This is a genomic window from Ramlibacter montanisoli (assembly GCF_013087525.1).
In the GTDB taxonomy this organism is placed as follows: domain Bacteria; phylum Pseudomonadota; class Gammaproteobacteria; order Burkholderiales; family Burkholderiaceae_C; genus Ramlibacter; species Ramlibacter montanisoli.
On sequence record NZ_JABFCS010000001.1, the window covers coordinates 1,483,494 to 1,502,524 of the forward strand.

General features: G+C 67.7%; 14 protein-coding genes and 5 pseudogenes. 5 read left to right on the plus strand and 14 right to left on the minus strand.

All coding sequences use genetic code 11. The annotated features are described in order from the left end of the window. Positions 1-26 precede the first annotated feature (26 nt). The 11 genes and pseudogenes from HK415_RS07585 to HK415_RS07630 all read right to left on the minus strand — a co-directional run bounded on the left by HK415_RS07585 (position 27) and on the right by HK415_RS07630 (position 11,445). Positions 27-722: an ABC transporter ATP-binding protein gene (locus tag HK415_RS07585; RefSeq protein ID WP_171557845.1), complete on the minus strand. Its 696-nt coding sequence runs from the start codon at positions 720-722 to the stop codon at positions 27-29. Further along, positions 722-1,544, minus strand: a pseudogene (locus HK415_RS07590) (ABC transporter ATP-binding protein). Before HK415_RS07590 ends, HK415_RS07585 begins: the two are co-directional and overlap by 1 nt. After that, positions 1,487-2,824 (minus strand): branched-chain amino acid ABC transporter permease, encoded by a 1,338-nt coding sequence (locus HK415_RS07595; RefSeq protein WP_171563231.1) that lies wholly within the window; start codon positions 2,822-2,824, stop codon positions 1,487-1,489. The pseudogene HK415_RS07590 and the gene HK415_RS07595 overlap by 58 nt, the downstream one beginning before the upstream one ends. Positions 2,825-2,897: 73 nt before the next feature. Then, positions 2,898-3,844 (minus strand): annotated as a pseudogene (locus HK415_RS07600) (branched-chain amino acid ABC transporter permease). 108 nt (positions 3,845-3,952) lie between these two features. Beyond that, on the minus strand, positions 3,953-5,182 hold the full coding sequence (locus HK415_RS07605) for a branched-chain amino acid ABC transporter substrate-binding protein (RefSeq protein WP_171557847.1): 1,230 nt from the start codon (positions 5,180-5,182) through the stop codon (positions 3,953-3,955). Between the two features lie 154 nt (positions 5,183-5,336). After that, entirely contained in the window at positions 5,337-6,980 is a 1,644-nt protein-coding gene (locus HK415_RS07610; protein ID WP_171557850.1) for a 3-(methylthio)propionyl-CoA ligase, read from the minus strand. Between the two features lie 61 nt (positions 6,981-7,041). Then, positions 7,042-7,539, minus strand: a complete 498-nt coding sequence (locus HK415_RS24710) for an ATP-binding protein (protein WP_253262118.1) — start codon at positions 7,537-7,539, stop codon at positions 7,042-7,044. 364 nt (positions 7,540-7,903) lie between these two features. Continuing rightward, a pseudogene (locus HK415_RS26935) lies at positions 7,904-8,212 on the minus strand (response regulator); the annotation flags it as partial. Positions 8,213-8,219: 7 nt separating this feature from the next. After that, positions 8,220-10,736, minus strand: coding sequence for an ATP-binding response regulator (locus tag HK415_RS07620; RefSeq protein WP_171557852.1), 2,517 nt, complete (start codon positions 10,734-10,736; stop codon positions 8,220-8,222). After that, the gene (locus HK415_RS07625; protein ID WP_171557854.1) at positions 10,730-10,891 is read right to left on the minus strand and encodes a hypothetical protein; all 162 of its coding nucleotides are present in this window, start codon (positions 10,889-10,891) and stop codon (positions 10,730-10,732) included. The genes HK415_RS07620 and HK415_RS07625 overlap by 7 nt, the downstream gene beginning before the upstream one ends. Before the next feature lie 29 nt (positions 10,892-10,920). Beyond that, entirely contained in the window at positions 10,921-11,445 is a 525-nt protein-coding gene (locus tag HK415_RS07630) for a hypothetical protein (protein ID WP_171557857.1), read from the minus strand. 123 nt (positions 11,446-11,568) lie between these two features. Here HK415_RS07630 and HK415_RS07635 point away from each other — a divergent pair. The 5 genes and pseudogenes from HK415_RS07635 to HK415_RS07655 all read left to right on the plus strand — a co-directional run bounded on the left by HK415_RS07635 (position 11,569) and on the right by HK415_RS07655 (position 15,122). Beyond that, positions 11,569-13,058, plus strand: a pseudogene (locus HK415_RS07635) (protein adenylyltransferase SelO). Beyond that, positions 13,055-13,480: a peptide-methionine (R)-S-oxide reductase MsrB gene (gene msrB, locus HK415_RS07640; RefSeq protein ID WP_171557859.1), complete on the plus strand. Its 426-nt coding sequence runs from the start codon at positions 13,055-13,057 to the stop codon at positions 13,478-13,480. Before HK415_RS07635 ends, msrB begins: the two are co-directional and overlap by 4 nt. Next, positions 13,480-14,032, plus strand: a pseudogene (locus HK415_RS07645) (septation protein A). The gene msrB and the pseudogene HK415_RS07645 overlap by 1 nt, the downstream one beginning before the upstream one ends. Continuing rightward, positions 14,029-14,307 carry a BolA family protein gene (locus HK415_RS07650; RefSeq protein WP_171557861.1) on the plus strand — a complete coding sequence of 93 codons (279 nt, stop codon included), beginning with the start codon at positions 14,029-14,031 and terminating at the stop codon, positions 14,305-14,307. Before HK415_RS07645 ends, HK415_RS07650 begins: the two are co-directional and overlap by 4 nt. A 35-nt stretch (positions 14,308-14,342) precedes the next feature. Continuing rightward, positions 14,343-15,122, plus strand: coding sequence for a peptidylprolyl isomerase (locus tag HK415_RS07655; protein WP_171557864.1), 780 nt, complete (start codon positions 14,343-14,345; stop codon positions 15,120-15,122). A gap of 115 nt (positions 15,123-15,237) precedes the next feature. On the opposite strand, the gene HK415_RS07660 is transcribed toward HK415_RS07655, so the two are convergent. The 3 genes from HK415_RS07660 to HK415_RS07670 all read right to left on the minus strand — a co-directional run bounded on the left by HK415_RS07660 (position 15,238) and on the right by HK415_RS07670 (position 18,997). Next, positions 15,238-15,699: a hemerythrin domain-containing protein gene (locus HK415_RS07660; protein ID WP_171557866.1), complete on the minus strand. Its 462-nt coding sequence runs from the start codon at positions 15,697-15,699 to the stop codon at positions 15,238-15,240. A gap of 27 nt (positions 15,700-15,726) precedes the next feature. Continuing rightward, a complete protein-coding gene (locus HK415_RS07665) occupies positions 15,727-18,156 on the minus strand; it encodes a catalase (protein WP_171557869.1) in 2,430 nt (809 codons plus the stop codon). Positions 18,157-18,259: 103 nt separating this feature from the next. Beyond that, positions 18,260-18,997, minus strand: coding sequence for a heparan-alpha-glucosaminide N-acetyltransferase (locus HK415_RS07670; RefSeq protein ID WP_373684543.1), 738 nt, complete (start codon positions 18,995-18,997; stop codon positions 18,260-18,262). Positions 18,998-19,031 lie beyond the last annotated feature (34 nt).

A 19,031-nucleotide genomic window follows, 5' to 3' on the forward strand; every position in this document is an offset into this window, starting at 1 on the left:
CGCTGGGGGACACGGGTTGCCGAAGGTTATACCTCCAGCCACTCCTTGCGGATATAGGCGTCGCCGCGCAGGGTGGCCGGGGTGCCCTGGAACACGATGCTGCCGTGCCCCATCACCAGCGCGCGGTCGGAGATCGCCATCGCGATGGTGAGTTTCTGTTCGATCAGCAGCACCGACACGCCGCGTGCCTTCAGCGTCTTCAGGTACTCGCCGACCAGCTCGACAATCTTGGGCGCCAGGCCCTCGGTCGGCTCGTCGATGATGATCAGCTCGGGGTCGCCCATGAGGGTGCGGCACAGCGTCAGCATCTGCTGCTCGCCGCCGGAGAGCACGCCGGCCTCGGTGTGCTGGCGCTCCTTCAGGCGCGGGAACATGTCGTACATGTCCTCGAAGCTCCAGCGGCCCTTCTGCTTGGCGCTCTTCTGCCCCAGCATCAGGTTCTGGTGCACCGTCAGCTTGGGGAAGATGTCGCGATTCTCGGGGACGTAGCCCAGCCCCAGGTGCGCGATCTCGTAGGGCTTGTGGCCGCCGATGGGCCGGCCCTTGAAGGTGACGTCGCCCGTGCATTCCACCATGCCCATGATGGCCTTGGCGGTGGTGGAGCGGCCCGAGCCGTTGCGGCCGAGCAGGGCAACGATCTCGCCCTGCCCCACCTCGAAATGCACGCCGTGCAGCACGTGGCTCTTGCCGTAGAAGGCGTGGAGGTTGTTGACGGCGAGCATCAGTGTCCCCCCACCTGCTGGTCGGCGATGGAGGAGCCGAGGTAGGCCTCCTGCACCCGCTGGTTGGCGCGCACCCGCTCGGGCGTGTCGAAGGCGATGATCTCGCCGTACACCACCACCGCGATCTTGTCGGCCAGGCCGAACACCACGCCCATGTCGTGCTCCACCGTGAGCAGCGTCTTGCCCACGGTCACTTCCTTGATGAGTTCGATGAAGCGGCGCGTCTCCTCGCGGCTCATGCCCGCCGTCGGTTCGTCCAGCAGGATGACGTTGGCGGCCGGCGATGGTGATGCCGACTTCCAGCGCGCGCTGCTCCGCGTAGGTGAGGTTCATGGCCAGCACGTCGCGCTTCTTGTGCAGGCGGATCATCTCCAGCAGCTGCTCGGCGCGCTCGTTGGCGTCGTGCAGGTCGGCCAGGAACTTCAGGAAGGTGTACTTGTAGCCCAGGCTCCAGAGCACGCCGCAGCGCAGGTTCTCGAACACCGACAGCTTGGGGAAGATGTTGGTGATCTGGAAGCTGCGCGACAGGCCCAGGCGGTTGATCTCGAAGGGCTTCTTGCCGTCGATCCGGTGGCCGTTGAGCAGCACCTGCCCGCTGGTGGGCGCGAAGCGCCCGCTGACCAGGTTAAATAGCGTCGACTTGCCGGCGCCGTTGGGGCCGATCACCGCGATGCGCTCGCCCGGGCTGACCTGCAGGCTGCAGCCGCGGATGATCTCGGTCTTGCCGAACGACTTGCGCAGGTCCTTCAGTTCGAGGGCGTAGCTCACAGCGTCTCCCTCCGCTTCATTTCCTTCTCGATGTATTCCTGGATCTCGCCCCATTGCTTCACGTAGTGCCTGCGTGCGATCTCGAACATGCCCAGGCCGGTGACCAGCACGAAGATGGCACCGAACCAGCTGTCCACGCTGTGCGCGTTGAGGCTGGCGCCCATGAACTTCAGCTGCGGGCCGAGCGCGGCATTGAGCTTCAGGTGGTAGACCATCTCGATCATGGCGCCGGCGCCCACCAGCGCGATCAGCGCCGTGACGGCCAGGGCGAGGTAGCTGACCCAGATCTCCTTCAGGCGCCCGAAGGAGGCCACCCGCAGGTTCATCATGATCAGGCTGGCGATGCCGCCGGGCGCGTACATCACCATGAACAGGAAGACCAGGCCCAGGTACAGCAGCCAGGCCTTGGTCAGCTCCGACAGCAGCACGCCGGCCAGCACCATCAGCACGCCGCCGATGACCGGCCCGAAGAAGAAGGTCGCGCCGCCCAGGAAGGTGAAGAGGAGGTAGGCCCCCGAGCGCGGCCCGCTCACCACCTCCGAGGTCACGATCTCGAAGTTCAGCGCCGCCAGGCCGCCGGAGATGCCGGCGAAGAAGGCGGAGATGATGAAGACGATGTAGCGGACCTTCTGCGTGTCGTAGCCGACGAACTCCACGCGTTCCGGGTTGTCGCGCACGGCATTGATCATGCGGCCCAGCGGCGTGCGCGTGAAGGCGAACATCAGCGCGGTGCAGGCGAAGGTGTAGACCGCGATCAGGTAGTACAGCTGGATCTGGGGACCGAAGGTGATGCCCAGCGGCTTGGGGCCGGTGACGCGGTTGCCCGAAATGCCGCCCTCGCCGCCGAAGAACTCGGGGAACATCAGCGAGGACGCCCACACCAGTTCGCCGATGCCCAGCGTGATCATCGCGAAGGGCGTGGCCGCCTTCTTGGTGGTCACCCAGCCGAAGATCACCGCGAACACCGCCGATGCGAAGCCGCCGACGATGGGGATCAGGCTCACCGGCACGGCCCACGCACCCTTGGCGACCAGGTTGAGCGTGTGGATCGCCAGGAAGGCGCCCATGCCGGAGTACACGGCGTGGCCGAAACTGAGCATGCCGCCCTGCCCGAGCAGCATGTTGTACGAGAGGCAGACGATGATCGCGATGCCCATCTGGCTGAGCATCGTGTGCGCCAGGCTGCTGGTGAACAGCATGGGCGCGATGGCCAGCAGCAGCGCGAAGCCGCCCCAGATCACCCAGCGGCCCACGTTGTAGGGCTTGAACTCGTAGTAGTCCTTCTTCGAGTGCCGGGCGGGCACGCGCGCGGGGACGGTTCCGGGCAGCGCCATGGGGATGCCCACGCGCCGGCTTTCGCGTTCGGCTTCCGAGCGTTCCTCGGTGTTGGAAAGGGTGTCGTTCATGTCAGCCTTCCCGCGTGCCGAGCAGGCCCTTGGGGCGGAAGATCAGGATCAGCACCAGGAACAGGTAGGGCAGGATGGGCGCGATCTGCGAGATCTTCAGCTTCCACACCGGATAGCCGAAGGTCTTGTCGGTGATGCCGAAGCCGATGCTGTTCAGGCCGTTGATCAGCGAGGCATCCACGCCGACCGCGAAGGTCTGGATGATGCCGATCGCCAGCGAGGCGACGAAGGCGCCGGCCAGCGAGCCCATGCCGCCCACCACCACCACCACGAAGATCACCGAGCCGACGGTGGCCGCCATGCCGGGCTCCGTCACGAAGGCATTGCCGCCGATCACGCCGGCCAGGGCGGCCAGCGCGCAGCCGCCGCCGAACACCAGCATGAACACCCGCGGCACGTTGTGGCCGAGCGCCTCCACCGTTTCCGGGTGCGTCAGCGCCGCCTGGATCACCAGGCCGATGCGGGTGCGCGTGAGCAGCAGCCACAGCGCCAGCAGCATGAGCAGCGCCACCAGCATCATGAAGCCGCGGTACATGGGGAACTGGGTGCCGAAGATCGTGAACAGCGGGCCGTCCAGCAGGGCCGGCACGCGGTAGTCGGCGGAGCTGGTGCCCCAGACCAGCTGCACCATCTCCAGGATGATGAAGGACAGGCCGAAGGTGATGAGCAGCTCCGGCACGTGCCCGAACTTGTGCACCCGGCGCAGCGCGTACTTCTCGAACAGCGCACCGATCAGCGCGACCAGCATCGGCGCGATCACGAGCGCGGGAAGAATCCGACCAGCTGCGTGGTCGTGTACGCGAAATACGCCCCCAGCATGTAGAAGCTGGCGTGCGCGAAGTTCAGCACGCCCATCATGCTGAAGATCAGCGTGAGGCCGGAACTGAGCATGAACAGGAGCAGCCCGTAGCTGATGCCGTTCAGCAGCGATATGGTGAAGAACTCCATCCGCGTCGTTTCTTTTCAGTGTTCTGTGGTGGCCGCATTCTGCCGGGTGCGGCGCACAAAAAAAAAGCCGGGACGCTCGCGGTCCCGGCTGGCGGTGACACCTGCGCGTCAGCCCGGACGCTTCATCTGGCAGCTGGTGGGCGTGCTGGAGACGTACGGATCCATCTTCTTGACCTCCACGAAGGTGTAGCCGGTGTTCTCCGGGCTGTACTCGCCGGGCTTGGCCTTCTGCCACTTGGAGATGAACAGCGACTGCTGCAGCTGGTGGTCGGACGCGCGCATGGTCACGTCGCCGGCGAAGCTCTTGACGGTCAGGCCTTCCAGCGCCCGGGCCACCTTCACCGGGTCGGTGCTCTTGGCCTTGGCCATGGCCGAGCCCAGCAGCGTGATGCCGTTGTAGGTGGCCAGCGTGTAGTAGTCGTCGTTGAACTTCTTCTTGAAGTCGTCGGCCATCTGCCGGATCTCGCCCGGGATGTTGGAGTGGGCGTAGGAGACGCCGTAGACCTCCAGGTCCTTGCTCGCGGCCAGCGCCGTGGGCGTGCCCGTGACGCCCGCGTAGTAGGCGAACAGGGGCGTCTTCATGCCCGCGTCGTTCATCGCCTTGACCAGCAGGGTCATGTCCTGGCCCCAGTTGCCGGTGACGATGGCGTCGGCGCCCGACTGCTTGATCTTGGCGATGTAGGGCGCGAAGTCCTTCACCTGGCCCAGCGGATGCAGGTCCTCGCCGGCGATCTTGACGTCGGGGCGCTTGCGCGCCATGGCGTCCTTGAAGTACTTGGCGACCTGGTGGCCGTGCGCGTAGTTCTGGTTGATCAGGTACACGCTCTTGATCTTGGCCTGGTCCTTCATGAAGGAGGTCAGCGCCTCCATCTTCATGGAGGTGTCCGCGTCCAGGCGGAAGTGCCAGAAGTCGCACTTCTCGTTGGTGAGCGAGGGGTCCACCGCGGCGTAATTCAGGTAGACGATCTCCTTGCCGGGGTTGCGCTCGTTGTGCTTGGCAACGGCGTCCAGGATGGCGGCGGCGGCGCCCGAGCCGTTGCCCTGGGTGACGTAGCGGAAGCCCTGGTCGATGGCGGCCTTGAGCGTGTTCAGGCTTTCCTGCGGCGAACCCTTGTTGTCGAAGCCCACCACCTCGAACTTCACGCCCGCGGGGTTCTTGCCCGAGAGGCGCTCGGCGGCGAACTGCCAGCTCTTGAGCTGGTTCTGGCCGACGTTGGCGAAGGGCCCGGACAGCGGGTCCATGAACGCGATCTTGACGGTCTCGCCCTTCTGCGCGAAAGCGGCGCCGGCAGCGGAAACGATCGCGGCGGCGGCGACGATCTTGAGCGTGGTCCTCATGGGCAGGTCTCCTGGGTTGGTGTGCAACGACAAATCGCAGGGTACAAGTATTTGTGCGGTGCAGCGGTCAGGGATTGCCCCTAAAGGCCTCATCGGCTTATCGCGCAGGTGACACGGCCCCTTCGTCATCCCCGCGCAGCCGGGACCCAAAGCGTCAGGCCGAAGGCAGCTTGTAATCCTTCAACTGCTCCCGCAGCCGCGTCTTGAGCATCTTGCCCGTCGCGCCGAGCGGGATGCTCTCGACGAACACCACGTCGTCCGGGACCTGCCACTTGGCGATCTTGCCTTCGTAGAACTTCAGCAACTCCTCGCGCGTGACCTGCGCGCCCGGCTTCTTCACCACCGCCACGATCGGGCGCTCGTCCCACTTGGGGTGGCGCATGCCGACGCAGGCGGCCATCTGGATGGCGGGGTGCGCCATCGCGATGTTCTCGATGTCGATCGAGGAGATCCACTCGCCGCCGGACTTGATCACGTCCTTGCTGCGGTCGGTGATCTGCATGTAGCCGTCGGCGTCGATGGTGGCGACGTCGCCGGTCGGGAACCAGCCCACGCCGTGGGCGTCCTTCACCAGCGGGTCGCCGCCCTCGCCCTTGAAGTACTCGCGCACCACCCACGGGCCCTTGACGTACAGGTCGCCGAAGGTCTTGCCGTCCCAGGGCAGTTCCTCGCCCTTGTCGCCGACGATCTTCATGTCGACGCCGTAGATCGCGCGGCCCTGCTTCATGCGGATCTTCATCTGCTCCTCGGGCGCCATCGTGCGGTGCTTGTTCTTCAGCGTGCACAGCGTGCCCAGCGGGCTCATCTCGGTCATGCCCCACGCATGCAGCACCTCGACGCCGTATTCCTCGCGGAAGGCATCGATCATCGCCGGCGGGCAGGCGGAGCCGCCGATCACCGTGCGCTGCAGGGAGGAGAAGCGCAGCCCACCGGGCTTCATGTGGCCCAGGAGCATCTGCCACACCGTCGGCACGCCGGCGGCATAGGTGACCTGCTCCGCCTCGATCAGTTCATAGATCGACTTGCCGTCCATGGCCCCACCCGGGAACACCAGCTTGCAGCCGGTCAGCGCCGCCGAATACGGGATGCCCCAGGCGTTGACGTGGAACATGGGCACCACCGGCAGCACGGCGTCGCGCGCCGACAGGCCCATCACGTCCGGCAGCGCCGCCGCATAGGCGTGCAGCGTCGTCGAGCGGTGGCTGTACAGGGCCGCCTTCGGGTGCCCCGTGGTGCCGCTCGTGTAGCACATGCTGGAGGCGGAGTTCTCGTCGAAGCTGGGCCAGTGGTAGCTGGCAGGCTGGCCGGCGATCCACTCCTCGTAGGCCACGAGGTTCGGGATGCCGGTGTCCCTGGGCAGCTTGTCGCCGTCGCACAGCGCCACGTACTGCTTGATGGTGGGGCACTTCGCATGGACGGCCTGCACCAGCGGCAGGAAGCTCATGTCGAAGCACAGGACCCGGTCCTCCGCATGGTTGGCGATCCAGGCGATCTGGTCGGGGTGCAGGCGCGGGTTGATGGTGTGCAGCACGCGGCCGGAACCGCTGACGCCGAAGTACAGCTCGAGGTGGCGGTAGCCGTTCCAGGCGAGCGTGGCCACCCGGTCCGAGAACAGCAGCTGCATGCCGTCGAGCGCGTTGGCCACCTGGCGCGCGCGCCGGGCGACGTCGCGCCACTGGTAGCGGTGGATGTCGCCCTCGACGCGCCGCGACACGATCTCGCCGTCGCCGTGGTGGCGCTCGGCATGCTCGATCAGTCCAGAAATGAGCAGCGGTTGGTTCTGCATCAGGCCCAGCATCTAGTTCTCCTCGGAAATGCAAAAAGGTCCGGGGCCGAATGCTAAACCGTTGCGCTGACGTTCAGGCGGAGGAGGACCCCATCGGCTGGAAGAAGAGTGTCACCATCGTGCCTTCGCCGACCGTGGAATGCACCTCGATCGCCCCGCCGATCGCCTGCATCACCCGCTGGCAGAACATCAGGCCCATGCCGCTGCCGCCCGCGCCGGCGCGGGTGGTCACCGGTTCCCGGGTCAGCTTGGCCAGCACCTCCGGCGGGATGCCCGGGCCGTTGTCGCGCACGCGGATCCAGGCGCGGCGGCCGGCGGGCGCGTCGGGCGCGGAGTCCACCTCGAGCCAGAGCCGCGCCTGCGGCTGCCCGCGCAGCGCGATCAGCGCGTTCTTGGCCAGCGTGCACAGCACCAGGTACAGCAGGTCGCGCCGGCCCGGCAGGCGGAAGTCGTGCCGCACGTCGAGCGTGACGCAGGAGCGTTCGTTCCCGTCGAAGGGAAATTCGTCCAGCAGCGCGCCGACCAGGACTGCTCGCGGTGATCGACTGCGGCACCGCGTCCGGATAGGCATCACGGGCGGACTGCACGAAGGTGGACACCAGGGACTGGCAGTACAGCGCGCGGCGCTCGGCACGCTCCAGCGCCGTCACCAGCTCGCCGGGGTGCGCCTCGCTGAAGCGCGCCACGCCCGCGGGTTCGTCCGGCGCCGGCGGGATGTAGCGCGCCGCGACCGTGCCGACGTAGCCGCGCACGGTGGCCAGCGGCGTGTTGAGTTCGTGCGCGAGGAAGCCCAGCGCCTCGCGCAGCGCCGCCACCCGGCCTTCGTTGACCACGCGCTCCAGAGCCTGCGTGCGGTACAGGGCCACGGCCTCGCGCAGCGCCTCGCGCGTCGCCTCGCCATCCAGCGGCTTCTCCAGGATGCGCAGCACCTTGCCCTGGTTGACGGCGGCGATCGCCACGTCCTTCTCGGCATAGGCGGTGGCCAGCAGGCGGATCACGTGGCGGAAGTCGCGCTGCACCGCGCGCAGCTTCATGCCGTCGCGCTCGGGCATGCGGTAGTCGGTGACCAGCACGCCGAACTCCGAGCTGCGCTCGCCCAGGATGGACAGCGCCTCGTCGGCGCCGCCGGCGGTCACCACGCGGAATTCGTCGCCGAACTCGCGGGCGAACCACTTGCGGGAATTCGGCTCGTCGTCGACGAAGAGGACCGACGGGGCCTCGCCGGATAGATCGGGAACCTGCATCGGGACTTCAGCTGGCGTCGGAACGTGTCTCCGTCGCGCAGTATGCCCTGAGCGCCTGCTCCGTCCGCGTCGCCAGGTCCTGCAGGTTCGGCAGCCAGGTGCTGCCGGTCGGCCATTCGCCCTGCTCCAGCAGCGGCACGTAGAGCTTGCGCACCTGCTGGTACAGCGCCTGGGCGCCGGCCTCTCCGCTCATTCCGAGCAGCGAATGCAGCGCGTCGATGCTGCCCTGCACGTCGGCGTTGTCCACGGCCTCGCGCAGGGTGTCGACCAGCCGCGCCATCTCGGGCACGTAGTCGTTCAGCAGCTCGTCCAGCATGCCCAGGCGCCGGTAGCTTTCCAGGCGCTGCACGTTGAGCAGCCCTTCCTGCGCCGCCGCCGGCTGCGGCTCGCGCGACCTGGCCGGCTCGGGCCCCGGGGTCATGCCGATGCCGCCGGAGATCAGGCGGGTGAGCGTGTCGTACAGCACGAGGGCATCGACCGGCTTGACCAGGAAGCCGTTCATGCCCGCCGCGGTGGCGGCCGCGACCGCCGGCTCGTCCGAGCGGGCGGTGAGCGCCACGATCGGCACGCCCGACCAGGGCTCGTGCGCGCCGCGGATGGCGCGCGCCGTCTCCAGGCCGTCCATGCCGGGCATGTGCAGGTCCACGATCACGGCGTGGATGCCTTCCTGCGAGTGCAGCTGCTCCAGCACCGCGGCGCCATGCTCCACCTCGATGACGATGGCGGCCGCGTTGCGCAGGTAGGCCGCGATGGCCTTGCGGTTGAAGGCGCTGTCGTCGGCCACGAGGATGCGGCGCCCGGCCAGCCGGCCGGCGACGTTGCCCGCCTGGCTGCCGGGCTGCTGCACCACGTGCTGCAGCGCCGCCAGCAGCGGCAGCTGCGCGCAGGGCTTGCTGACGAAGCCGTCCATGCCGCACTTCAGTGCCTTCGCGCGCGCCAGGTGGGCCGGCTCGCTGGTGTAGGCGACGATGTGCACGTTGCGGTTCGGGCTCCTGGCGGCGCGGATCTTCTCCGCCACCGCGTAGCCGTCCAGGCCCGGCATGTGCAGGTCCAGCAGCACGATGTCGTACTTGCGGCTGCCCAGGAGCCTGAGCGCGCTCTGCCCGTCCGCCGCCTCGTCGAGTTCGGTCGTCAGGGCCAGCGGCCCCAGCTTCTGCCGGGTCGCCACGCGCTGCACGGCGTCGTCTTCCACGATCAGCAGCCGCTTGCCCGCAAGCACGGTGCGCGCCTGCGCGATCGCGTCCAGGCGGTGCCGCTCGCTTTCCTCGGCGCTGATGGCCGGGAACTTCATGCGGAACTCGGTGAATTCGCCCTGCAGCGAATCGCACTCGATGCCGCCGCCGAAGGCGCGCATCACGCGCTGGCAGTAGGACAGGCCCAGCCCCGTGCCGCCCGACTTGGCGACCGAGCGGAAGGGCTCGAACAGTCCCTTGAGCACGTCCGGCGCGATGCCGGGCCCCGAGTCGCGCACCCTGACCTGCTGGTCGCCCACGAAGATGGTCACCCGGGTCTGCGGGTAGGCCGGCACGTAGTACAGGGCGTTCTTGATCAGGTTGAACAGCAGGAACAGGAAGGCCGTCTCGTCACCGCGGAAGGTGAAGTCCTCCTGCACCTGCACGATGACCCGGTCGCGCGCCTCCTCGGTGTCGTAGCTGTATTCCTCCACCGCCTGCTGCACGACTTCCGCCGCGGACAGGTAGCGGAAGGCCGAGGCATCGAGCGGCCGGGCGCTCACCTCGTCCAGCGTCATGGAGATGACCTGCAGGCCGCGCTGCACGGCCTGCTCGCCGCGCGCGAGGTGGCGGTACAGCGCCTGCACCTGCTGCGCATCCAGCCTGGCGGACTCGCGCGAGGCGCCCGGCGCCGGCAGCACGCCCTGCATGCCTTCCAGGCTGTGCTTCAGCTGCGCGAGCGGATGCCGCATCTCGTGCGCGATCGAGCCGGCCAGCGCCTGCGTCGCCCGCAGCTTGCGTTCGGCGTCGATCTTGTCGGTGTTGGACTTGAACAAGTTGCCGCCGATCACCACCAGCGCGAACGCCGGCAGCTGCATCACCAGGTCCATGGGCAGGCGCGGGTCGGGCGTGCCCAGCACGTAGATCGCCGCCGCGATGCCCGTGCCGCTGGCCAGCATGACCAGCGTGTTGCGCCAGTCGGTGAGCAGCACCAGGAAACACAGGATGATGAAGGCGTTGGAGATCGATGGCACGCCTCCGCCCCGCTGCAGCGCCACCAGCACGGTGAAACAGGGCAGGCAATAGAGCAGCGCGACGTACGAGTAGCGGATGTAGTAGGGCTTCAGCCGCTCCGGCCAGTGGTCCCGCAGGCCCATGAACACGAACAGCAGCACGGCCAGCACGCGGAAGGGGACGTCGTCCCACAGCGCGGGGTTGGGCCGCGTGAAGCGCAGGAAATAGAAGGCCACGTAGGTGATGGCCCCCACGTAGCCCATCGTCTTCAGCCGCGAAGGGCCGTAGGCGTGGTAGTCCTCGTAGTGCTGGAACAGCCGGCGCATCGCGTTCAGCATGGCACGGCTCCCGCGGCTTCCCGCAATGCGAGGATGTCCTCGGCCTGCTCCCTCTCGGCGGCGCTGCCCGCCAGCGCGCGCAGCACGTCGGGCACGGTGCCGTGGATCAGGTGGTAGGAGCCCTCGCCGTCGCTGCTCGCGTCCTTGACCAGCACGTTGAAGCCGAAGCGGCGGTACAGCCGGCTCAGCAGGGGGTGCAGGAGGCGAACAGGTTTTCTACGTTGGTGTTTTCTATGAGGTGCACCAGGGTGAGGAACAGGCAGCGCTTGAGCGATTCGGGGCCGCTGCGATAGCGCTCGGCGAGCACCAGGCGGCCCACCTCCCAGCTCTCATCGCGCAGTTCCCAGGGAATGCGGTGGCGCTCCAGCAGTTTTTCGCAAGGCGCCACGCCTTCGGTCATCGGAACGAGGCGGATCGTGCCGATCGCTTCGCCGAAACGCAGGAACGCACCGACGAGGCCGATTTCATCTTTTTTTTCGCGCGCGGCAAAGCCAGCGTCCGCCTGGACGGCGGCGGGCAGGCGGATCTCGTCGCGCAGGTGGAGGATGCGGGCGATTTCGTGCGCGCCGCGCAGGCGCAGGAAACCGACTTCGCGCGGCTGCAGTTCGGTCTTCGCCGGCGGCGGCTCGTAGGAAAGATCATCGAACAGCGCCATGGGCGGCATCGCCGCCAGCGCGAAGGACTGCTCCAGGCCCGAGAAATCGCTCATTCGTCTCCTCCCCGTCTTTGAGTTAAAGCTCTGCGGGATGATTATGGAATGTCCCCCCGCACCAGAACAGTAAGCCATTCCCCTAAGCCCACCCGGTATTGGAGGCGCGGCGGACAATGGGGCATGGACCAAGCCACCGCAGAGGCCGCAGCAGCCCTGGAACTCGGGCCCGCGTGGCGACATGGCTTCGCCGCGCTGGGACCTTCGTTCTACACAGAGCTTCGCCCGACGCCGCTGCCGGGCGCGCACCTGGTGTCGCTCAACGGACAGCTGGCGTCCGAGCTGGGCCTCGATCCCTCGGTGCTGGCCGGCGAGTCCGGTGTCGAAGCCTTCACCGGCAACCTGCCGCTGGCGGGCAGCCGGCCGCTGGCCTCGGTGTACAGCGGCCACCAGTTCGGGGTGTGGGCAGGCCAGCTGGGCGACGGGCGCGCGATCCTGCTGGGGGCATCGAAACGCCGGCCGGCCTGCAGGAGCTGCAGCTCAAGGGCGCTGGCCGCACGCCCTACTCCCGCATGGGCGACGGCCGCGCGGTGCTGCGTTCCAGCATCCGCGAATACCTCTGCTCCGAAGCGATCCGGGGCCTGGGCATCCCGACCACCCGCGCGCTGATGGTGACCGGCTCGCCGCAGCCGGTGCGGCGCGAGGAAGTCGAGACCGCCGCCGTGGTGACGCGGGTGGCCCCCAGCTTCGTGCGCTTCGGGCATTTCGAGCATTTCTCGGCCCGCGGCCAGCACGGGGAGCTGCGCGAGCTGGCCGACTACGTCCTGGACACCTTCTACCCGGAGTGCCGTGGCGGGGAGCGGCTGGCGGGCAACCCCTACGCCGCCTTGCTGGAAAGGGTCAGCGAGCGCACGGCGGCGATGGTGGCGCAATGGCAGGCCGTGGGCTTTTGCCATGGCGTGATGAACACGGACAACATGAGCATCCTGGGCCTGACCATCGACTACGGCCCCTTCCAGTTCCTGGATGCCTTCATCCCCAACCACGTCTGCAACCACAGCGACGAGACCGGCCGCTATGCGTACAACCGGCAGCCCAACGTCGCCTACTGGAACCTGTTCTGCCTGGGCCAGGCCCTGCTGCCGCTGATCGGCGACCAGGACGTCGCGCTGGCCGCGCTGGAGTCGTACAAGACCGTGTTCCCGCGCGAGCTCGAAGGGCGCATGCGCGAGAAGCTGGGACTGGAGGGCGAGCAAGCCGGCGACCGCGAACTGGTGGAAGGCATCCTCAAGCTGCTGAGCGCCGACCGCGTCGATTACCCGATCTTCTGGCGGCGCCTGTCGCGCTGCGTGGCCGGCGGCGACCCGGCCGAGGTGCGCGACCTGTTCCTCGACCGGCCCGGCTTCGACGGCTGGTTCGCACAGTACGAAGCGCGGCTGCCGCACGACCGCGCCGCCGCCGGCGGGCGCATGCTGGCAGCCAACCCGAAATACGTGCTGCGCAACCACCTGTGCGAACTGGCCATCCGGCAGGCGAAACTCGGGGACTTCTCCCAGGTCGAAGCGCTGCTGGGCCTGGTCCAGGCGCCGTACGACGAGCACCCGGCGCACGAGGACATGGCCGGCTTCCCGCCCGACTGGGCTTCCCACATCGAGATCAGCTGCTCTTCATGAAAGACGACTTCCCGATCCGCAAGACCGACGCCGAATGGAAGGCGCTGCTGGCCGACAAGGGCGCCGAACCCGGCGCCTACGAAGTCACGCGCCGTGCTTCCACCGAGCGGCCCTTCACCGGCAAGTACGAGCGGGTCTGGGCCGACGGCAGCTACCACTGCATCTGCTGCGGCTCGAAGCTGTTCGACTCCAACACCAAGTTCGACGCCGGCTGCGGCTGGCCCAGCTTCTCCGAGGCGCTGCCCGGCGCCATCCGCGCCTTCCGCGACACCAGCCACGGCATGGTCCGGATCGAGACGGTGTGTGCACAATGCGGGGCGCACCTGGGACACGTGTTCGAGGACGGCCCGGCACCGACCGGGTTGCGCTACTGCATGAACTCTGCCTCGCTGGACTTCCAGCCGGAAGACAAGAAAACCTGATGAAACTGCTGCTCGACTTCTTCCCCATCCTCCTGTTCTTCGCGGCCTTCAAGGTCTGGGGGATCTACGTCGCCACCGGCGTGGCGATCGTCGCCACCATCGCCCAGATCGCCTGGCTCAAGTATTCCAGCGGCAAGGTCGAGCCCATGCAATGGCTCAGCCTGGGGATCATCGTCGTCTTCGGCGGCGCGACCATCCTGGCCCACGACGAGACCTTCATCAAGTGGAAGCCGACCGTGCTGTACTGGCTGATGGGGGCGCGCTGGCCGTGGGCCTGCTGGTCTTCCGCAAGAACCTGCTGAAGTCGCTGATGGGCGCCCGCTGGACCTGCCCGAGCCTGCCTGGCGGGCCATGAGCTGGAGCTGGATCGCCTTCTTCGCCGTGATGGGCGTGCTGAACCTGTGGGTGGCCTTCAATTTCGACACCAACACCTGGGTCAACTTCAAGCTGTTCGGCGGGCTGGGCCTGATGGCCCTGTTCGTGGTGGCGCAGGCGCTCTACCTGGGGCGCTACGTGAAGGACACCAAGGAAGCGGGAGCGGGCGACTCATGAGCGAGGGCACCGGGATCACCGCCGAGGAACTGCGCGAGCGGCTGCAGGAACGGCTGGCGGCCACGCTGGTCGAAGTGGTGGACGAAAGCGCCGCGCACCTGGGGCACGCGGGGCAGGACGGCACCGGTGCCGGCACCCATTTCCGGGTGCGGATCGCCTCGCCCCTGTTCGCGGGCAAGGCCAAGGTAGCTCGGCATCGCCTTGTGTATGATGCCTTGCGCGACTATATAGCCCGGGACCGCGGCGTGCATGCCCTGGCGATCGAAACGCTCTGAAACCTGATTCCGATTCCGTCCCCAAGGGAAATCCCATGAAGAAAGTCCTCCTGACCGCGTTCACCGCGGCCGCCCTCGGCATGGCCCTGCCGGCCTTCGCCCAGAACGTCGCCATCGTGAACGGCAAGCCCGTTCCCAAGGCGCGTGTCGACATGCTGTCGCAGCAGCTCACCAAGGCCGGCCGGCCGGTGTCGCCCGAGATGGCGGGCCAGCTCAAGGACGAAGTGATCGCGCGCGAAATCTTCATGCAGGAAGCGCAGAAGCGCGGCCTGGACGCCACCGACGACTACAAGGCGCAGATGGAACTGGCCCGCCAGACCATCCTGATCCGCGAGCTGTTCGCCGACTACCAGAAGACCAACCCCGTGACCGATGCCGAGATCAAGGCCGAATACGACAAGTTCGTGGCGGCCAACGGCGGCAAGGAATTCAAGGCGCGCCACATCCTGGTGGAGAAGGAAGACGACGCCAAGAAGATCATCGCGGACCTGAAGAAGGGCGGCAAGTTCGAGGACATCGCCAAGAAGCAGTCCAAGGACCCGGGCTCCGGCGCCAACGGCGGCGACCTGGACTGGGCGACCGCGGCCAGCTACGTCCCCGAGTTCGCCGAAGCCATGATCAAGCTGAAGAAGGGCGAGACCACCGCCGCGCCGGTGAAGTCGCAGTTCGGCTGGCACGTGATCCGCGTGGACGACATCCGCGACGCGCAGCTGCCCAAGCTGGAGGAAGTCAAGCCGCAGATCGCCCAGCAGCTGCAGCAGCAGAAGCTGGCGCAGTTCCAGGAAACGCTGCGGAAATCGGCCAAGGTCGAATAAGCACCGTCATCCCCGCGCAGGCGGGGACCCAAGGCGTTCGAACAAGCGGCCCCCGCGGGGCCGCTTTTCTTTGCGTGGAAGCCTTGGGTTCCCGCCTGCGCGGGAATGACGAGACTCAGGACAACTGCTCCTGCCGCTCCCGCAGCTTCTCGCCCAACGCCTCCAGGTCCATCCCGCAGGACCGCGCCTTGGTGAACAGGTGGTCCCGCTCCTCCTTGACGTGGTGTTCGACCGAGCGGGCCAGCTGCGTGACCAGCTCGTCCTGCATCGCGTCGGCCTTGCGCAGACCCTGGATCTGCGCGATGAGTTGTTTCGCCTGCTGGTGCTCGGACTCGGCTTCGTCCAGCAGCTCCGCCGCATCGGTCGCCTCGCGCAGCGCCGGGTAGAAGATCTCCTCCTCGATCTGGGCGTGCACGGTGAGCTCGGCGCAGATCTTCTGCGCGATCGGCCGCCGCTCGGCCGCCGCAGCCGGTGCGGCCATCGCAAGCCGCGCGTACTCGACGAAGAGGTGCTTCACGGCGATGTGGTCCGCGTCGAGCAGGTCGCACGCGTCCTTGGTGGCAAGTTCCTGGGGCATGGCTCGTCCTGTGTTTCGTTGGCAGGCTCAGACCAGCGGCGGGTCCATCTCGCGGCCGAAGTGGCGGTGCTTCGCCAGCGCATCGATGAAGGCGGCGATCGCGCTGTCTTCCTGGCCCGGCTCGGCGACGATCAGGCCGGTGCCGCCCTGCACCAGGCTCTTGTCCATGGCCAGCGGGATGCCGGCGTGCGTCAGCAGCTGGCGGGAGGCGCCCAGCACCAGCATGGGCTTGCAGTGCCGGAACTGGTCCTTGATCGATTCGGCGGTGTGGCCGTCCTGCGCCAGGGCTGCGACCGCCTCGGCGCCGTCCGGCAGCACGATGCCGTCGAACAGGAAGCCCGGCTCGTTTTCGAGCGAAGCATCGGCATCCACCACATCGCCGTTGGCCGCCGGCATGGGCCCGATGCGCGGGCCGACCAGGCGGCCTACAGCGCCCCGTTCCGCCAGCATGGCCTGCACGCGCAGGATCGCCGCGGCCTCGACACCCGGCGCCACCAGCAACGCGACCTTTCGGCCCTTGATCGTCCCGTCGCCCGGCCGCGCCAGCAGCGACAGCGGCGGCGACTTCTGCACTTCCGGCGTGACCGGGTCCGGCAGCGCGCGCGGCAACGGAGACGGCAGCGGGTTCATGCCCAGGCCGTCGGCCACCTTCTGCGCCAGCTCCTCGGAGGCGTTGCGCAGCGAGGCCACCATGCGCTCGCGGATTGCCGGCACCGCCACCTTGCTCAGCTCGAAACGGAAGGCGTTGGCGATGTGGCACTGCTCCACCGGCGTCTGGCTTTCGTAGAACAGGCGCGCCTGCGTGTAGTGGTCGGCGAACTTCTCGGGCTTCGCCCGCACCTTGCCCTGCTCCTCGTCGGCGCGGATGCGCGCCGGGACCGAGACGAAGCCCTGCGCCGCACCCGCCTGGAAGGGGCAGCCGCCGCCCAGCGAGTTGGGTTCGTAGTTCACGCGGCCGCGGTGGATCGCCTGCCGGTGCATGCCGTCGCGCTGGTTGTTGTGCACCTGCACCAGCGGCGCGTTGATCGGCAGCTCGTGGAAGTTGGGCCCGCCCAGGCGCGAGATCTGCGTGTCCACGTAGGAGTGGATGCGGCCGGCCAGCAGCGGGTCATTGGAGAAGTCGATGCCCGGGATCACCTGCGCCGTGCAGAAGGCCACCTGCTCGGTCTCGGCGAAGAAGTTGTCGGGGTTGCGGTTCAGCACCATGCGGCCCACCGGCATCACCGGCACCAGTTCCTCGGGAACGAGCTTGGTGGCGTCGAGGATGTCGAAGCTGAATTCCTCGGCCTGTTCCTCGGTGAAGATCTGCACGCCCAGCTCGTATTCGGGATAGTTGCCCGACTCGATGCGCTCCCACAGGTCGCGCCGGTGGTAGTCGGGGTCGGCGCCGGAGATCTTCACCGCCTCGTCCCACACCAGCGAATGCGTGCCCGCCACCGGCGTCCAGTGGAACTTGCAGAAGACCGATTCGCCTTGCTCGTTGACCAGCCGGAAGGTGTGCACGCCGAAGCCCTGCATGGTGGCGAAGCTGCGCGGAATGGCGCGGTCCGACATCACCCACATCAGCATGTGCGTGGACTCGGGCATCAGCGACACGAAGTCCCAGAAGGTGTCGTGCGCGCTGGCCGCCTGCGGCATCTGGTGGTGCGGCTCGGGCTTCACCGCGTGCACGAGGTCGGGGAACTTCATCGCGTCCTGGATGAAGAACACCGGGATGTTGTTGCCCACCAGGTCCCAGTTGCCCTCGTCGGTATAGAACTTCACGGCGAAGCCGCGCACGTCGCGCGCCGTGTCCTTGGAGCCGCGCTCGCCCTGCACGGTGGAAAAGCGCACGAACACCGGCGTGACCTTGCCCGCCGCGCGGAAGGGCGCGGCCTTCGTGTACTTCGCCAGCGGCTGGTAGCACTCGAAGAAGCCGTGTGCGCCCGAGCCGCGGGCATGCACGATGCGCTCGGGGATCCGTTCGTGGTCGAAGTGGGTGACCTTCTCGCGCAGCACGAAGTCTTCCAGCAGCGCCGGCCCGCGCACGCCGTACTTCAGCGAGTTCTGGTTGTCGGCGATCGCCACGCCCTGGTTGGTGGTGAGCGCGCGGCCGGTCGAATCCACGCGCACGCGGTCCAGCGATTCGGTGGTGGCGTTCAGGCCGTCGAGCGCGGCGGTGCCGACCTTGTCGCTGCTGTTCTCCTCGGAGAGCGTGCTGCCGCCCACCAGCCGCGAGGGCGGCTCCACCGCGTGGCCGGGCGGCGGGTTGATGCCGTTGTCGAAGCCGTGCTCCTCGGCCTTGGTCTGGTTGTGCGGCATGGCGGCGACCATGGACTGCACTTCGGCCATCTTGCGGGCCGGCAGGTCACCGGATGCTTCGGGTGGGATGCGGCCGGGGCCACTGTCGGTGTTGCGGGCGGCGGCCGCGGCGGGGGACTTCTTGGCAGGCGGGTTCGCCTTGGAATTCTTGGGCATGGGACGGGCAGACACCAGAATGCGGCAACATCGCCGCACGACAAGGTAAAGCCCGGGAATAAACGAACCTGTAGGCGCAAACCGACGATGCGCCCGCAGCCGGCTATCGCACCAATAGCATGGCGCCGATGAGCAAGGGCTGGTGCAGCATGTACCAGCTGAGGCTCCAGCGGCCCATCCATGCGAGCGGAGCGAAGGCGCGCGGGATCGCGCCCGGGAGCAGCGCGGGCCGTTCGCGCAGCAACCACTGCCCGGCGGCCATGCCCCACCACATCACGCCCAGCCAGGGCAGCACCGGAACATAGTCCTGCGTGGCCGGCTTCATCGACACCATGCCGATCCAGTTGAGCGCGCGCCCGTTGAGCAGGTGCAGGTTGCCGGCCGCCACGTGCAGCGGCATCGCCGCCAGCGGCAGCAGGATGGCGGCCAGTCCCGCCAGCCACAGCCAGGCGCCCCAGTGCGCGGTGAGCCGCACGATCACCAGCATCACCGCGATGCCGTGCAGCACGCCGAAGTAGATGAAGGTGTCGCGAAACATGAGCCAGGAACCGGCCGACACCAGCAGCGCGCAACCCGCGACCTGCGCCCAGCGCCGCCAGAAGCGCGGCCAGCTCTGACCCTGCGTGAACGCCACGGCCTGGCCCAGTCCCGCGCAGAACAGGAACAGGCTCACGATCGCGGTGCGCTGCGTGGTCCAGAAGGGGTCGTACAGGAAATTCTGCCGGATCCAGCCGAAGTAGTTCAGGTCGAAGCAGAAGTGGAAGGCCGTCATCCACGCGATGGCGGCGCCGCGCAGGGCGTCGATGCGGTCGAAGCGGCGGCTGGGGTGGGCGGCGGGCACGAGGCGGGAGTGTAGTGGCCTGCCCGATTGACGC

Coding starts and splice junctions, on each gene's coding strand:
- HK415_RS07585 (WP_171557845.1), bottom strand. CDS start 722: ATGCTCGCCGTCAACAACCTCCACGCCTTCTACGGCAAGAGCCACGTG.
- HK415_RS07595 (WP_171563231.1), bottom strand. CDS start 2,824: ATGGCGCTGCCCGGAACCGTCCCCGCGCGCGTGCCCGCCCGGCACTCG.
- HK415_RS07605 (WP_171557847.1), bottom strand. CDS start 5,182: ATGAGGACCACGCTCAAGATCGTCGCCGCCGCCGCGATCGTTTCCGCT.
- HK415_RS07610 (WP_171557850.1), bottom strand. CDS start 6,980: ATGCTGGGCCTGATGCAGAACCAACCGCTGCTCATTTCTGGACTGATC.
- HK415_RS24710 (WP_253262118.1), bottom strand. CDS start 7,539: ATGCCTATCCGGACGCGGTGCCGCAGTCGATCACCGCGAGCAGTCCTG.
- HK415_RS07620 (WP_171557852.1), bottom strand. CDS start 10,736: ATGCTGAACGCGATGCGCCGGCTGTTCCAGCACTACGAGGACTACCAC.
- HK415_RS07630 (WP_171557857.1), bottom strand. CDS start 11,445: ATGAGCGATTTCTCGGGCCTGGAGCAGTCCTTCGCGCTGGCGGCGATG.
- msrB (WP_171557859.1), top strand. CDS start 13,055: ATGAAAGACGACTTCCCGATCCGCAAGACCGACGCCGAATGGAAGGCG.
- HK415_RS07650 (WP_171557861.1), top strand. CDS start 14,029: ATGAGCGAGGGCACCGGGATCACCGCCGAGGAACTGCGCGAGCGGCTG.
- HK415_RS07655 (WP_171557864.1), top strand. CDS start 14,343: ATGAAGAAAGTCCTCCTGACCGCGTTCACCGCGGCCGCCCTCGGCATG.
- HK415_RS07660 (WP_171557866.1), bottom strand. CDS start 15,699: ATGCCCCAGGAACTTGCCACCAAGGACGCGTGCGACCTGCTCGACGCG.
- HK415_RS07665 (WP_171557869.1), bottom strand. CDS start 18,156: ATGCCCAAGAATTCCAAGGCGAACCCGCCTGCCAAGAAGTCCCCCGCC.